Source organism: Streptomyces sp. NPDC005566, from assembly GCF_040605575.1.
Taxonomy (GTDB): Bacteria; Actinomycetota; Actinomycetes; order Streptomycetales; family Streptomycetaceae; genus Streptomyces.
Map to the genome: position 1 here is coordinate 1 of NZ_JBEXDB010000038.1, position 17,701 is coordinate 17,701.

Here is a 17,701-nt window from a genome sequence, read left to right on the forward strand (position 1 = left end):
ACCCGACCCAGACCCCACACCGCCGCCAGACCCGGATCACCGAGCCGATCCGAACCACCCACCGACACCGCACCCCGCGTCAACACCCACAAAGGTGCCGGAACCTCACCCAGCCCCTGCACGACAGCCAGCGTCTCCGCCACCCCGGAAGCCACCAACACCACACCGGCCAAGCCGGGTAGCCCCGACACCTCCTCCACCGGAACACGCACCACCGTCGCACCCGCAGCCTCCAACGCCGCGGACACATCAGCGTCCGGCGAACCGGCCACCGCCCAGACACCCGACAGCGTCGCCGACGACATCCCCGTCAGCGGCTTCCACGTAATCCGGTAGCGCCACGAGTCGAGCGTGGAACGCTCTTGGTGACGCTGCCTCCAAGCGGACAGCGCCGGCAACGCCGACTCCAGACCCGCAAGTTCCTGCAGATCCTCACGCTCGACCGCATCCCAGAACGCCGAGTCCATGCCATCTCCGGCGGCCGACCTCGCCGACGGCTCCGGCCAGTACCGTTCACGCTGGAAGGCGTAGGTGGGAAGCGGCACCACTCGGCCGCCCCAGCCGTTGAACACGCCGGGCCAGTCGATGTCGGTTCCGGTGGTCCATAGGCGGCTGATGGCGGTGAGTGCGGTGTCGGTTTCGTCGCGGTCCTTGCGGAGGGCCGGTGCGAAGAGCATGTCGTCGGCGGTGGCCTGGGCCATGCCGGACAGGACACCGTCCGGGCCGAGTTCCAGGCAGGTCGTCACGCCCATGGCCGCGAGGGAGGCGACACCGTCGGCGAAGCGGACCGTCCGGCGGACCTGGTCCAGCCAGTACTCCGGCTGCTGCATGACACCGGGTTCCGCGATTGCTCCGGTCAGGTTCGAGACCACCGGAATGTGAGCGGGGCGGAACGTCAACCCGCCCACCACGTCGGCGAATTCGGCCAGCATCGGTTCCATGAGGGTGGAGTGGAACGCGTGCGACACCGACAGGACACTGACCCGCAGGCCGCGCTCCGCGCACTGCGTCGCGTAGCGCTCAATCGTGTCCACGTCACCCGACAGAACAACGGAGTGGGGGCCGTTGACCGCGGCGAGATCCAGGCCGGAGTCGGCGACGTCGGCTTCGGTGGCCTGGACGGCGAGCATGCCGCCGCCTTCGGGTAGCGCTTGCATGAGGCGGCCGCGTTCGGCGACCAGGACGCACGCGTCGTCCAGGTCGAGGATCCCCGCGACATGCGCTGCGGTGATCTCACCCAGCGAGTGACCCAGGAGTGCGTCCGGGGTGACACCCCACGACTCCACCAGCCGGAACAGGGCGACCTCGAGGGCGAACAGGCCCGCCTGCGCCCACATCGTCCCGTCCAGGTCGACGCCGTCGGTCATGACGTCGCGCAGCGGACGCTCCAGCCGGACGTCGAACCGGGCACACACCGCATCGAAGGCCTCCGCGAACACCGGGAACGCCTCGTACAGGCCCAGCCCCATACCCGGACGCTGCGAACCCTGACCGGTGAACAGGAAGGCTGTCCGGCCCTCGTTTGTCACGCCCGCGGCGAGCACATCCCCGCCGGCGGCGAGGACGACCCGATGTTCCAGACCGGCCCGGGTGGTGGCCAGCGACCAGCCGACGTCCACCGGATCCAGCTCCGGATGCTCGGCCACGTAGGACCGCAGCCGCTCCACCTGTGCCCGCAACGCGTCATCGGACTTCGCCGAAACGGGCCACAGCACCGGAGCCGGAGCCGGAGCAAGCGGCGGCACGTCGGCCGCCGTTTCGGGCTGTGGCGGCGCCTCGAGGATGACGTGCGCATTGGTACCGCTGATGCCGAACGAGGACACGGCCGCCCGGCGGGGCCGATCGGCCTCCGGCCAGGAACGTGCCTCGGTCAGCAGCTCCACAGCACCCGCCGACCAGTCCACCTGGGACGAAGGCTCATCCACATGCAACGTCGCCGGCAGCACACCGTGCCGCATCGCCATCACCATCTTGATCACACCGGCCACGCCCGCGGCCGCCTGGGTATGACCGATGTTCGACTTGATGGAGCCGAGCCAGAGCGGCTCGTCGCCCTCGCCACGGTCCTGGCCATAGGTGGCCAGCAGGGCCTGAGCCTCGATCGGGTCACCCAACCGCGTGCCGGTGCCGTGGGCTTCCACCGCGTCGACATCCGCGACCGTCAGCCGGGCATTCGCCAATGCCTGGCGGATCACCCGCTGCTGCGACGGACCGTTCGGCGCCGTCAGACCATTGCTCGCACCGTCCTGGTTCACCGCACTGCCCCGCACCACCGCCAGCACCTGATGCCCGTTGCGCTCGGCGTCCGACAACCGCTCCACCAGCAGGACACCGACGCCCTCGGACATACCCGTGCCGTCCGCGGCGGCCGCGAACGACTTGCAGCGGCCGTCCGAGGCGAGGCTGCCCTGGCGGTCGAACTCGGTGAAGATGCCAGGCGTCGCCAGGACCGTCACACCGCCGGCGAGGGCCAGCGAGCATTCGCCCGCGCGCAGCGCCTGGACCGCCGAGTGGAGGGCCACCAGCGACGAAGAACACGCCGTGTCGACCGTGATCGCCGGTCCTTCGAGGCCGAAGGCGTACGCGACGCGGCCGGACAGGACACTGCCCGCGTTGCCGGTGCCGAGGAAGGCCTCGACGCCGTCCGGGACGTGGCCCATGCTCGCGGCGTAGTCGTGGTACATCACGCCCGCGTAGACGCCGGTGCGGCTGCCACGCAGAGACGTCGGATCGATGCCTGCGGACTCGAACGTCGCCCAGGCGGTTTCCAGCAGCAACCGCTGCTGCGGGTCCATGGCCAGGGCCTCGCGCGGCGAGATGCCGAACAGGTCGGCGTCGAACCGGTCCGCGTCGTGGACGAACCCTCCGACGGGTGCGAACGGCGCGCCGCGCAGGGCTTCGTCCCAGCCCCGGTCCGCCGGGAACTGGGACATCGCGTCGCCTGCGCCGGCCACCAGTTCCCACAGGTCGTCCGCGGAGGCGACTCCGCCTGGGAGACGGCAGGCCATGCCCACGATCGCGATCGGCTCGTCGGAGGTGCTGACGGTGGTCGGGGACGCGGCGGCCGCCCGGGTTCCGGCGGCCTGGCCGCGCAGGTGCTCGGCGAGGGCGAGTGCGCTGGGGTGGTCGAACACGAGCGTGGCCGGCAGCCGCAGGCCGGTCGCCGCCTGGAGGCGGTTGCGCAGGCGTACGGCGAGGAGGGAGTCGAAGCCGAGGTCCTTGAAGGGGCGACCGGGCTCGACGTCCTGCGGGCCTGCGTGCCCGAGGACCGCGGCGATCTCGGTGCGGACGAGTTCGAGGACGGCTCGGGTCCGTTCGGCTTCCGGGAGTGCGGCCATTCGCCGCGTCCACGTGCCCGCTTCGGCGATGTCGGCGGCGCGGCGCAGTCGGCGGCGGGCCAGGGCGCGGAGCATCGGCGGTGTGTCGCCGTCGACGGTCGCCGCGGTGTTGATCCGGACGGGAAGGACGTGCGGGCGGGTGGAGGCGCGGGCGACATCGAAGAGGGCCATACCGTCCGCGGCGGACAGTGAGCCGGTCAGCTCGGCGGCGCGGGCCGCATCGGCGTCCGCCAGGTGGCCGGTCATGCCGGTCGCCTGCTGCCACAGGCCCCATCCGAGCGAGATGCCCGGCCGGCCCTCGGCGCGGCGCCGGTGGGCCAGGGCGTCCAGGAACGCGTTCGCCGCGGCGTAGCCGGCCTGGCCCGCCGCACCGAACGTGGCGGCGGCGGACGAGTAGAGGACGAACAGGCCCAGGTCCGCGTCCGCCGTGAGTTCGTGGAGGTTGACCGCTCCGTCGGCCTTGGCACGCAGAGCGGTCTCGACGCGCTGCGGGGTCAGCGATTCGATCATGCCGTCGTCGAGCGTCCCGGCCGCGTGGATCACCCCGGTCAGCGGGGCGTCGTGCGGTACAGCGGCCAGTACGTCCGCCAGGGCGGCCCGGTCCGCGATGTCACAGGCCACCACGTCCACCTCGACGTCGGCGTCGCGCAGTGCCTCCGCCAGGCCCGCCGCGCCGGGGGCCTCGGGGCCCTGCCGGCTGAGCAGCAGGAGCCGCTGTATGCCGGGTTCGTCCGCGAGCCGTTGTGCCACGAGACCGCCGAGGACGCCGGTCCCGCCGGTGATCAGCACTGTTCCCCGCAGGCCGCCGGGCTCCGGCACGGCCCGGCGTTCGGCCGGTGTCGTCCGGACGACGCGCGGGACGAGGAGCTCGCCGCCGCGCACGGCCAGTTGTGCCTCACCGTCCGCCACGGCGCGCCTGATCCGTTCCCACGGGGACGGCGCGGCCGGGTCTTCGACGTCGAGCAGGACGAAGCGGCCGGGGTGCTCGGTCTGCGCGGTCCGGGCCAGACCCCATACCGCCGCGGCGGCGGGGTCGGTCGACGCGCCGTCGGTGCCGGTCGCCATGGCGGAGCGGGTCAGCAGCACCAGCGGGTCGGCCTGCTCGCTTTCGCCGCGCAGCCGCTGCTGGATGACGTCCAGCGCCCGGACGGTCAGGGCACGCGCCCGGTCGGCTGCCGAGTCGTGTGCCGGCCCGGACGCGGCGGAGGTGAAGTCTTCGACCTGCCACGACGCGTCGGCGGGCGTGGGGCCGTCGTGGACCGTGGTGTCGTGAGCAGCGGGCAAGGGCTGCCATTCGACGGCGAAGAGCGAGTCGCCGACGGCGGGCCCGGCGTCCCCGGCGTTCCACGGGCGGACGGTCAGCGAGCGGATCCGAGCCAGGGGCGCACCGGTGCCGTCGGCGATCCGGAGCGACACGGAGTCGGGACCTGCCGGGGACAGCCTGGCTCGCAGGACCGTCGCACCGGTGGCCTGGAGCGAGACCCCGGACCATGCGAACGGCACCGGGGTCGCGCTCGGATCCTCGAGGAGCCCGGCGACGCCGAGCACGTGGAGCGCGGCGTCCAGCAGGGCGGGGTGCAGACCGAAGCGGGCGGCGTCGTCACCCGCGGACGCGGGAAGCCGTACCTCGGCGAAGGCGTCGTCTCCGGCGCGCCACGCGCGGCTCAGGCCCTGGAAGGCCGGTCCGTAGCCGTAGCCCGAATCTGCCAGCGCCGGGTAGAACCCGTCGAGGTCGACCGGCGTCGCGCCCGGCGGCGGCCAGGCGGAGAGGTCGAACGCCTCGGCGGCCGGGACGCCGGAGGCCGGGGTGCCGGCGAGCACGCCGTCGGCGTGCAGGACCCAGTCTTCGGCCGCGGAGTCGGCCTGGGCGTGGACGGACACGTCGCGATTGCCGTCCGGGCCGGTCGCGCCGACCCGTACCTGGATGCGCGCACCGCCGGTCGCCGGCAGCAGCAAGGGCTCGTGGAGCGTCAGTTCCAGGACTTCGCCGCAGCCGGCCTCGTGGCCGGCCCTCAGCGCGAGTTCAACGAAAGCGGTTCCGGGGACCACTACGCGGCCGTGGAGCGTGTGGTCCGCCAGCCAGGGCTGCCCCGACACCGACAGCCGACCGGTGAGCACCACGTCGTCGGCGGCAGCCAGGGCGACCGACGCGGACAGCAGCGGATGGTCCGCTCCGACCAGGCCCGCCGCGGCGACGTCCCCGGCGCCGGCGCGGGGACTGAGCCAGTACCGCTGGTGCTGGAACGCATAGGTGGGGAGCTGGACTTGGCGGCCGGTGAGCACCGTGGTCCAGTCGACGTCGACGCCGGCTGCCCATGCCTCGCCGAGGGAAGCCAGGACGCGTCGCATCCCGCCCTCACCACGCCGCAGCGTGCCCAGCACCACCGCCTCCACACCGGCCGCGTCGACGGTCTCCTCGACACCTACCGTGAGGACAGGGTGCGCGCTGACCTCGATGAACGTGCGCATGCCCTGTTCGAGGAGCGACCGGACCGCGGTCTCGAACTCCACCGTCGACCGCAGGTTGTCGAACCAGTACCCGGCATCCAGACCGCCCTCGACAAGGCCACCGGTCAGCGTGGACAGCATCGGAACCGTGCCGACAGCCGGGGACAGCCCGGCCAGATCCGCAAGAATCCGCTCCCGCAGCTCCTCCATCCGCGACGAGTGGGACGCGTAGTCCACCGGGATCCGGCGTGTGCGGATGCCACGCTGATCGCACTCCGCCATGAACGCGTCGAGCGCCTCGTCATCACCGGAGACCACCGTGGAGGACGGGCCGTTCACCGCCGCCACCGACACCCGGTCCGACACCAGGTCCTCGACCGTCTCCCGCCCGACGGCGACCGACACCATGCCCCCGCCGCCGGCCACGGCCACCAGCGCCTTCGACCGCAGCGCCACCACGCGTGCCGCGTCATCCAACGACAACCAGCCCGCCACACACGCCGCAGCGATCTCACCCTGCGAATGACCGACCACCGCGGACGGCACCACACCCGCCGAACGCCACACCTCCGCCAGAGCGACCATCACCGCCCACAACACCGGCTGAATCACGTCCACCCGGTCCACATCACCGTCATGCAGAACAACGTCGGTCAGCGACCAGTCGACGAACGGGGCCAGTGCCGTCTCACACTCGGACAGCCGCTCCCGGAACACCGGCGACGTGTCCCACAACTCCCTCGCCATGCCCACCCACTGCGAACCCTGACCCGGGAACACGAACACCACACCACCAGAAACCACGGTGGCCGAAGAAGCCGTGGACAAGGCGGCCAACAGCTCGTCCCGCCCCTCCCCCACGACCACCGCACGGTGCTCCAGCGCCGCACGCGTCGTCGCCAGCGACCACCCCACATCCACCGGATCCAGGTCCGGACGCTCCGCCACGAACGACCGCAAACGCTCCACCTGCGCCCGCAGCGCCGCCTCGGACTTCGCCGACACCACCCACGCCGACACACCCGCAACGGGAGCAGCCGGAACGGAAGCCTGGGCCGGAGTTCCGGCCGACGCCTGCTCCAGAATCACGTGCGCGTTCGTTCCGGACATCCCGAACGACGACACCGCCGCACGCCGCGGACGATCCGACACAGGCCACGCCCGGGCCTCCGTCAGCAACTCCACCGCACCCGCCGACCAGTCCACCTCCGGCGACGGCTCATCCACATGCAACGTCGCAGGCAGCACACCGTGCCGCAACGCCATCACCATCTTGATCACACCCGCGACACCCGCAGCCGCCTGCGTATGACCGATGTTCGACTTCACCGACCCCAGCCACAACGGCTCGTCGGAGTCGCCCCGCTCCTGGCCGTACGTCGCCAGCAACGCCTGCGCCTCGATCGGATCACCCAGACGCGTCCCCGTCCCGTGCGCCTCCACCACATCGACGTCCGCAACCGTCAGCCGGGCATTCGCCAACGCCTGACGGATGACCCGCTGCTGCGACGGGCCGTTCGGCGCTGTCAGACCGTTCGACGCACCGTCCTGGTTGATGGCACTGCCACGTACCACCGCGAGCACCTGATGCCCGTTGCGTTCGGCGTCCGACAACCGCTCCAGGACCAGTACGCCGACACCCTCGGCCCAGCCGGTTCCGTCGGCGGCAGCGGCGAACGCCTTGCAGCGCCCGTCGTCGGCCACACCGCCCAGCACCTGGAACTCGGTGAAGATGTCCGGCGTCGTCATGACGGTGACCCCGCCCGCGACGGCCAGTTCGCACTCCCCCGCGCGCAGCGCCTGCGCCGCCAGATGCAGCGCCACCAACGACGACGAACACGCCGTGTCCACCGTCACCGCAGGACCTTCGAGCCCGAACGTGTAGGAGACGCGGCCGGAGATGACGCTGGTGGCCGAGCCGGAGACGACGTGTCCCCTGACCTCGGGCGGGAGATCGGCGCTGACGCCGTAGTGGCTGGAGCCGGCGCCGAGGAACACTCCGGCCGGTCTGCCCCACAGGGTCGAGGAGTCGATACCGGCGTCCTCGAAGGCCTCCCAGACCGCTTCCAGGGCCAGGCGCTGCTGCGGGTCCATCGCCAGGGCCTCATGAGGGCTGATCCCGAACAGGCCGGCGTCGAACCGGGTCGCGGTGCCGAGGAAGCCGCCGCGCAGGGCGAAGCGGGCGTCGGCGAGACCTGACTCCCAGCCGCGGTCGGCGGGGAACGAGGTCATCGCGTCGGTACCGCCGACGAGGAGCTGCCAGAACCGGTCGGCGCTGTCCGCGGCGCCGGGGTACCGGCAGCTCATGCCGACGATGGCGATGGGGTCGTCGGCGGGCGCCGGCTGCGCCGGTGCCTTCGGCGGCGCGGCGGTCATGCTGCCGACGAGCTCTCCCAGCAGGTACTCGGCGAGCGGGGCGGGCGCCGGGTGGTCGAAGACGAGAGTGGCCGGTAGCCGCAGGCCGGTCTCGGCGGCGAGGCGGTTGCGGAGTTCGACGGAGGTGAGCGAGTCGAAGCCGAGGTCCTTGAAGGCGCGGCGTGGTTCGACCGTGTCGGCGGAAGCGTGGCCGAGGACCAGGGCGACCTGGGTCCGTATGACGTCGACGACGGTCGCGATCCGCTCGTCGCGCGGGAGCCCGGCGAGGCGGTGGGCGAGGGACGAGGCGTCGGTGGCGCGGTCGCTGACCGCCCGTCGAGGTGCGGGGCCCGCCAGTGCGGCCAGGATCGGCGGGACGGGCGCGGCCGAGTTCAGGGCGGCGACGTCCAGGTTGGCCGGGACGATGTGCGAGCGGTGCGTGGTACCGGCCTCGTCGAACAGGGCCAGGCCCTGGGCGGCCTGAAGCGGCGCGCCGAGGCGGGTGGCCCGCGCCAGGTCGACGTCGGTCATCCGGCCGGTGACGCCGCTGTCCTCGGCCCACAGGCCCCAGGCGAGTGATACCGCGGGCAGCCCGTGGGCGCGCCGGTGCCGGGCCAGGGCGTCCAGGAAGCTGTTGGCGGCGGCGTAGCCGCCTTGGCCGGCCGGTCCGAGTTGCGCGGCCACGGAGGAGTAGAGAACGAAGGCGGTCAGGTCGTGTCCGGCTGTCAGCTCGTGCAGGTTGACGGCGGCGTCGACCTTGGGCCGCAGGACGTCGCGCAGCCGCCCGCTGTCGAGTGTCTCGAGGACTCCGTCCTCGGCGACTCCCGCGGCGTGGACCACGGCGGTGAGCGGGTGGGCGGCCGGGATGCCGGCGAGCGCCGCGCCGAGGGCCGCGCGGTCGGCGGCGTCGACGGCCAGGACCGTGGCGTGGGCGCCGAGCCCTTCGAGGTCTGCAACGAGTTCGGTCGCGCCTGGCGTGGCGGGGCCGCGACGGCCGAGCAGCAGGAGGTGCCGGATTCCGTGCTCGGTGACGAGGTGGCGGGCCAGAAGTCCGCCGAGGGCACCGGTGCCGCCGGTGATCAGTACGGTGCCGTCGGGGTCCGGTGCCGTGGGGACGGTGACGACGTTCTTGCCGATGTGGCGGGCCTGGCTGATGTGCCGGAACGCGGAGGGCGTGTCACGGATGTCCCAGACCGTCGCCGGGGGCAGTCGGAGAGCTCCGTGCTCGAAGAGGGCGAGGATCTCCGTCAGGATCTCGCCGAGCCGTTGCGGGCCGGCTTCGGAGGGGTCGAAGGAGCGGTAGCGGACACCGGGGTGGGCGGCGTCGACCTGGCGGGGGTCCCGCAGGTCGGCCTTGCCCATCTCGGCGAGCCGGCCTCCGGAGGTGAGCAGGCGCAGGGAGGCGTCGAGGATGTCGCCGGTGAGCGAGTTGAGGACGATGTCGACGCCGCGCCCGCCGGTGGCGCTCCGGAACCTGGCTTCGAAGTCGGTGGTGCGGGAGGACGCGATGTGTTCGTCGTCGAGACCGGCCTGGCGCAGGGCATCCCATTTGGCGGGGCTCGCGGTGCCGAAGACCTCGAGTCGGAGGTGCCGGGCGAGCTGGACGGCGGCGGTGCCGACGCCGCCGGTCGCGGCGTGGATCAGAACCGATTCACCGGGCTGGGCGCCCGCGACGTCGACGAGTCCGTAGAACGCGGTGACGAAGGCGACGGGCACGGTGGCGGCCTGGCTGAACGACCAGCCCTGCGGAATACGGGCGAGCTGGGCCCGCGGGGCGGTGGCGAGACTGCCGAGACCGGCGGGAACGAGGCCGAAGACGCGGTCTCCGGGGGCCAGGTCGGTGACGGCAGCGCCGACCTCGACGACGATGCCGGCCGCCTCGGAGCCCATCGGCGCCGGTTCCGGGTACATGCCCAGGCCGATGAGGACGTCGCGGAAGTTGACGCCGGCCGCGCGGACGGCCACGCGGACGTGGTCGGGCTCCAGAGGCGCGGCGTCGACAGGAACCAGCGCCAGGTTCTCCAGGGTGCCGGGTCCGGTCGTGTCGAGGCGCCAGGCAGGTGCGCCGTCGGGAAGCGGCAGGCCGTCCGGGGCGGGCACGCGGATGAGACGGGGTGCGCGGAGTTCGCCGCCGCGCAGCGCGAGCTGATGCTCGCCCCGGTCTGCGGCGTCGCGGACGGCGGTCCAGTCCACGCCACCGGCGACGGATCCTCCGGCGTGGGCGAGTCCCTCGGTGTGGGCGAGTCTCTCTGTGCCGGCGGGTCCTTCGCTGCCGGAGACGTCGAGGAGGACGAAGCTGTCCGGGTTCTCGGACTGCGCGGTGCGGATCAGTCCCCATACGGCGGCGGCGGCCAGATCCGGTCCGGCCTCGCCCGGGCCCGCCTCCACGGCGCCCCGGGTGACGAGGACGAGCCGCGACGACGCCGGCCGTCCGTCGGCCAGCCAGCGCTGGATCAGCCCGAGGACGGCGGCGGCGGTCGCGTGGACGTTTTCGGCGAGGTCGCCGCCGCCCGGGCCGACGGGGCAGACGACGAGGTCGGCGACGGCTTCGTCGAGGTTCTCGGTGGCCGGGCCGTCGGGCAGGACGCACACGCCTGCCGGATCCTCGGAGACGGAGAGGGTGCGGGCGGGCACCGTGGTCCATTCCACGGCGAACAGCGACGAGTTGGCCGTGGCGGCCGCCGCCAGCTGCTGGGGGCGCACCGGGCGCAGGGTCAACGACCGCACCTCGGCGACGGGGCGGCCGGTGGTGTCGGCCGCCTGGATCGACAGGGCGTCAGGGCCGACGCCGGCCAGTCGCACCCGTAGTGTCGTCGCGCCGGTGGCCAGGAGCGTCACGCCGGACCACAGGAAGGGCAGCGGGGTGGCGCCGGTGTCGTCGAGGAAGCCGCCGATGGTCGTGGCGTGCATGGCCGCGTCGAGGAGGGCGGGGTGCAGGTCGAATCCGTCGGCGTCGGGGGCGGCGGCCTGCGGCAGGGCGACTTCGGCGTAGACGGCGTCGGCGGCCCGCCAGGCGCGGCGCAGGCCGCGGAAGACCGGTCCGTAGTGGTATCCGGCACCGGCCAGCGTGGCGTCGTAGTAGCCGTCGAGGTCGACGGGTTCGGCGCCGGGCGGCGGCCAGGCCGACAGGTCGAAGCGGGCGGCTTCGGCCTCGGGGGCGAGCAGGCCGGAGGCGTGGCGGAGCCAGGTCCCGTCGCCGTCCTCGGGCTGGGAGTGGATCGACACTTCACGGTCGCCGGTCCCGGCCCGGGGGCTCACCCCGACCTGGACGCGGATCCTGCCGGTGGGGGGCACGACGAGGGGGGCCTGCAGGGTCAGTTCGCGGATCGCTCCGCAGCCTGCCTCCCGCGCGGCGCGCAGAGCCAGCTCGACGAATCCTGTACCGGGCAGGATCGCGGCGCCGAGGACCTGGTGGTCGCCGAGCCAGGGCTGGGCGGACAGGGACAGGGTCCCGGTGAGGACCAGGCCGCCGTCCTCGGCGAGCGGAACCGAGCCGGCGAGGACGGCGTGGCCGGTGTCCCGGCCGCCGGACGCACTTGCGGGCGCCGGCCGCAGCCAGTACCGCTCCCGTTGGAAGGCGTAGGCGGGGAGGTCGACGCGGGCGCCGCCCCGGCCGGCGAGGACCGCGGCCCAGTCGACGTCGGCGCCGCGGGTCCAGCCGGCGGCGACCGTCTGCAGCAGTGTGGCGGCCTCGGGCCGGTCGTCGCGCAGCGCGGGTGCGATCGTCATCGTGCCGGCGTCGTCGCGTTCGGCGATGGTGTGCTGGGCCATCGCGCTCAGGACGGTGCTCGGGCCGATCTCGACGAACCGGGTGGTTCCGTGGTCGGCCAGCCAGGTCACGCCGTCGGCGAACCGGACGGCGTGCCGCACGTGCCGCACCCAGTAGGCCGGCGAGCAGTATTCCTCGACGGGCAGGGGGGCGCCGGTCAGGTTCGACACGATCGGGATGACGGGCGGCCGGAAGGTCATGGCGGAGGCGACCGCGGCGAACCGTTCGAGCATCGGGTTCATCCGCTGGGAGTGGAAGGCGTGCGACACGCGCAGTCGGGTCGCCTTGCGGCCGGAGAGGGTCCAGCGGGCGGCCAGTTCGGCGATGGCGTCCTCGTCCCCCGACATCACCAGGGCGGACGGGCCGTTGAGGGCCGCGATGTCGACGCGCCCCTCGAAGGCGGCGAGGGCCTCGGCCGCCTCGCCCTCGGAGGCGCTGACGGCGAGCATCGCACCGCCGGGCGGCAGTTCGGCCATCAGCAGGGCGCGAGCGGCGACCAGTTCGCAGGCGTCGTCGAGCGACAGGACGTCGGCGACGTGCGCGGCCGCGAGTTCGCCGACGGAGTGGCCGAGGAGGTGGTCGGGGCGGACGCCCCAGGACTCCAGGAGCCGGAAGAGCGCGACCTCGAGGGCGAACAGGGCGGTCTGGGTGTAGGCGGTCCGGTCGAGAAGGGCCGCCGCGTCGGTGCCGGGTTCGGCGAACATCACCTCGCGCAGCGGGTGGCCGAGGTGCGGGTCGACTCGGGCGCATACGGCGTCGATCGCGTCGGCGAACACAGGGAACGCCTGGTACAGGTCGCGGCCCGTGCCGGGGCGCTGAGAGCCCTGGCCGGAGAACAGCATCGCCAGCCGCCCGTGCCCGGTCGCGCCGGTGACGACGGCGGGGTGGGGGCGGTCCGCGGCGATCGCGTCGAGGCCCGCCAGCAGGGTGTCCCGGTCCTCGGCCAGTACGGCGGCCCGGTGTGCCAGGCCGGTGCGCGTGACGGCCAGCGAGTGGGCGATGTCGTGGATGCCGTGGGAGCCGCCGTCGTCGGCGAAGTCGCGGAGCCGGGCCGCCTGGTCGCGCAGCGCGGCGGGGCCGGCCGCCGACACCAGCCACGGCACCACCGGTCCGTGGGAAGGCGCCTCAGCGGGGACGGCAGGGGCGGCGACGACGACGGGGGACGGAGGGGCCTGTTCCAGGATGACGTGGGCGTTGGTGCCGCTGACGCCGAACGACGACACGCCGGCCCGGCGCAGCCGGCCCGCTTCGGGCCAGGCCCGGTTCTCGGTCAGTGGTACGACGGCGCCGGTCGACCAGTCGACGTGGCCGGTCGGCTCGTGCAGGTGCAGGGTGCGGGGCAGCATGCCGTTCCGCATGGCCAGCACCATCTTGATCACACCGGCGACGCCTGCGGCTGCCTGGGTGTGGCCGATGTTCGACTTGAGCGAACCGAGCCACAGCGGTTCGGCGTCGCCGCGGCCTTGTCCGTAGGTGGCGAGCAGAGCCTGTGCCTCGATCGGGTCGCCGAGAGCGGTTCCCGTGCCGTGCGCCTCGACGGCGTCCACGTCGGCCGGGGCGAGCCGCGCGTTCGCCAGGGCCTGCTGGACGACCCGCTGCTGTGCGGGACCGTTGGGTGCGGTGAGGCCGTTCGAGGCCCCGTCCTGGTTGACGGCGCTCCCCCGCAGCGTGGCCCAGATCCGGTGCCCGTGACGCTGTGCGTCGGAGAGGCGTTCCAGCACCAGGACACCGGCGCCTTCGGACCAGCTGGTGCCGTCCGCGGCCGCCGAGAACGGCTTGCAGCGGCCGTCGGCGGCCAGCCCGCGCTGGCGGCTGAACTCGACGAATGCCTCGGGGGTGGCCATCACGGTGACGCCGCCGGCCAGGGCGACGGCGCACTCGCCGTTGCGCAGCGCCTGGGCGGCCAGGTGCAGGGCGACCAGGGAGGATGAGCAGGCGGTGTCGACCGTGATCGCCGGGCCTTCGAGGCCGTAGGTGTAGGCGAGGCGGCCGGAGGCGACACTCGTGGCGGTGCCGGTGAGGAGGTGCCCTTCCACGCTGTCCGGCAGTCTGGCGGCGCGGCCGTAGCCGGAGGCGGTGACGCCCATGAAGACGCCGCCGGGGACGCCCTTGATCGCGGCCGGGGCGATGCCCGCGTCCTCGAGCGCCTCCCACGACGCCTCGAGCAGCAGCCGCTGTTGGGGGTCCATGGCCAGCGCCTCGCGTGGGGAGACGCCGAACAGTTCGGCGTCGAAGTCCCCGGCGTCGGGCAGGAATCCGCCGTGGCGGGTGTAGGTCGTGCCCTGGCGGTCCGGGTCGGGATCGAAGAGCGCGTCGACGTCCCAGCCACGGTCGGAGGGGAATTCGGTGATGGCGTCGCCGCCGTCGCACAACAGCCGCCACAGGGCTGCCGGGTTCGTGGCTCCGCCCGGGAACCGGCAGCTCATGCCGACGATGACGATGGGGTCGTCGTCAGCTGCGGACGCGGTCACGGCCACCGGGGCGCCGGGGCCGGTGAGGCCGTTGGCGAGATGGCCGGCCAGGATCTGCACGCTGGGGTGGTCGAAGACGGCGGTGGCGGGCACCGCAACCCCGGTGGCCGCCCGCAACCGCTTGCCGAGTTCGACGGCCGTCAGCGAGTCGAAGCCGAGGTCCTTGAACGAGCGGTCCGGGTCGACGCTTTCGGGGCCGGGGTGGCCGAGGACCGCGGCGACCTGCGCGCGGACCAAGGTGAGCATCTCCTGCTCGCGTTGGGCGCCGGTCAGTGCGGCGACGCGGCCGGTCCGGTTCGGCTCTTCGTACCGATGGGACGGTTGAGGTGCGGGCTGCAGGTCCGGCAGGTCCGCGAGCAGCCGGCTGGGCCGCGTCGAGGTGAACGTCGCGACGAACGCTGGCCAGGTGATGTCGGCGACCGCTACGTACCCGTCGCTGTGGTCGACGGCCCGGTCGAGCGCGGCCCGCGCCATCCCGGGAGCCATCGCGGTCAGGCCCCGGCGGTGCAGGTGTTCGAGGCCGTGGCCGTCGGGAACCTGGGCGCCGTCGTCCCAGGGGCCCCAGGCGACGCAGGTCGCCGGCAGGCCGCGGCTACGACGGAACTCGGCGAGGGCGTCCAGGTACGCGTTGGCCGCCGCGTAGGCGCCCTGTCCGGCGCCGCCCCACGTCCCGGCGACCGAGGAGAAGACGACGAAGGCATCCAGCGGGGTGTCACCGAGGGCCTGATGCACGGCGGTGGCACCCAGGACCCTGCCTGCCAGTGCCTGGCCGAACTCTTCGGCGTCGGCATCGTCGACAGGACCGCTGGACGGCACGGCGGCGGTGAACACCACCGAGGACAGAGGCTCTTCCGCCGGTATCGCGGCCAACAGGCCCTGGACGGCGAGCGGATCGGTTACGCGGCAGGCGAGGACCGACACCGGGACGCCGGCGCCCGACAGCTCGGCGGCGAGCTCCGCCGCAGCTCGGTCATCGGGTCCGTTGTCGCTGACGAGCAGCAGGCGTGACGGACTCCGGCCGACGGCCCAGCGCGCGGCGTGAGCGCCCAGCGGACCGTCGGCGCCGGTCACCAGCACGGTGCCGCCCGGCTGCCGCCGCTCGGCGGTCCGCTCACGCAGCGGCGCGCGTCGCAGTCGGCGGGCGTAGGCGCCGGAGGGGCGCAGCGCGATCTGGTCCTCGCCGGTGCCGCCGGCCAGGAGAGCGGCGAACCGGCCTCCCGTTCGCGCGTCGACGTCGGCGGGCAGGTCTATCAGCCCTCCCCACAGACGCGGGTGCTCAAGCGCGACGACCCGGCCGAGGCCCCACAGCTGTGCCTGGACCGGGGAGTCCAGCCGGTCGGAGCGGCCGGTGGAGACCGCCGCACGGGTAGCGGTCCACAGCGGTGCGCCGAAGCCGGCGATGCCGAGAGCCTGCACCAGGGTCAGGGTGGCCGCGACGCCGGCCGGCAGCGCGGCGGTGGGAAGGCCTTCGTCGGCGAGTGCGGCGAGGTTGAGCACGCCGGCCGGGTTCCGGCCGGAGGCTTCGCGGATCTGGGCAGCGAGGGCTGCGGGATCGCTGTCCTGGGCACCCACCGTGAACTCGACCACGTCGGCGCCTGCGCGGCGGAGCGCGGTCACCACCGAGCCGGTCATGTCACCTTGGGCCGCCGTGACCTCGGGGAGGACGACCAGCCAGGTGCCGGACAGGGTGGCGGTCGTCGGCAGGTCGGTGAGCGGTTTCCAGGCGATCTGGTAGCGCCAGGTGTCGATGACGGAGCGCTGTCGTCGTTCCCGGCGCCACGACGCCAACGCCGGAACCACCGACCCCAGCAGTTCCGGGGCCTCCGACAACTGCAACGTGCCCGCGAGCTCGTCGAGATCACCACGCTCCACGGCATCCCAGAACCGGGACTCGACCGGATCCACCACCCCGAAGCCCTGGACCGACGGCGACGGCCCGTCCAGCCAGTACCGCTCACGCTGGAACGCATAGGTGGGGAGCGGGACGTGGCGGCCGGTGAGCACCGTGGTCCAGTCGACGTCGACGCCTGCCGCCCATGCCTCACCGAGGGAAGCCAGGACGCGTCGCATCCCGCCCTCACCACGCCGCAGCGTGCCCAGCACCACCGCCTCCACACCGGCCGCGTCGACCGTCTCCTCCACACCCACCGTCAACACCGGATGGGCGCTGACCTCGATGAAGGTGCGCATGCCCTGCCCCAGCAGGGACCGGACCGCGGTCTCGAACTCCACCGTCGAACGAAGATTGTCGAACCAGTACCCGGCATCCAAACCGCCCTCGACAAGGCCACCCGTCAGCGTCGACAACATCGGAACCGTGCCGACAGCCGGGGACAGCCCGGCCAGATCCGCAAGAATCCGCTCCCGCAGCTCCTCCATCCGCGACGAGTGGGACGCGTAGTCCACCGGGATCCGGCGTGTGCGGATGCCACGCTGTTCGCACTCCGCCATGAACGCGTCGAGCGCCTCGTCATCACCGGAGACCACCGTTGAGGACGGACCGTTCACCGCCGCCACCGACACCCGGTCCGACGTCAGCTCCTGGACCGTCTCCCGCCCGGCAGCCACGGACACCATGCCCCCGCCGCCGGCCACGGCCACCAGCGCCTTCGATCGCAACGCCACCACCCGCGCCGCGTCATCCAACGACAACCAACCCGCCACACACGCCGCAGCAATCTCACCCTGCGAATGACCCACCACCGCGGACGGCACCACACCCGCCGAACGCCACACCTCCGCCAGAGCGACCATCACCGCCCACAACACCGGCTGGATCACGTCCACCCGGTCCACATCACCGTCATGCAGAACAACGTCGGTCAGCGACCAGTCGACGAACGGGGCCAGTGCCGTCTCGCACTCGGACAGCCGCTCACGGAACACCGGCGACGTGTCCCACAACTCCCGGGCCATGCCCACCCACTGCGAACCCTGACCCGGGAACACGAACACCACACCACCAGAAACCACGGTGGCCGAAGAAGCCGTGGACAAGGCGGCCAACAGCTCGTCCCGCCCCTCCCCCACGACCACCGCACGGTGCTCCAGCGCCGCACGCGTCGTCGCCAGCGACCACCCCACATCCACCGGATCCAGGTCCGGAGCATTCGCTACATACGCTCCGAGCCGCTCCACCTGCGCCCGCAGCGCCGCCTCGGACTTCGCCGACACCACCCACGCCGACACACCCGCAACGGGAGCAGCCGGAACGGAAGCCTGGGCCGGAGTTCCGGCCGGCGCCTGCTCCAGAATCACGTGCGCGTTCGTGCCACTGATCCCGAACGACGACACACCGGACCGGCGCGGACGGTCAATCT

At 73.0% G+C, this 17,701-nt stretch carries 1 protein-coding gene (cut by a window edge); it reads right to left on the bottom strand.

The features are described from left to right. Positions 1-17,701, bottom strand: part of the annotated coding region (locus tag ABZS61_RS33985; RefSeq protein ID WP_356430131.1) for a type I polyketide synthase (this coding region is incomplete at its 3' end). 9,472 nt of the annotated region lie beyond the right edge of the window; 17,701 of its 27,173 annotated nt are in view.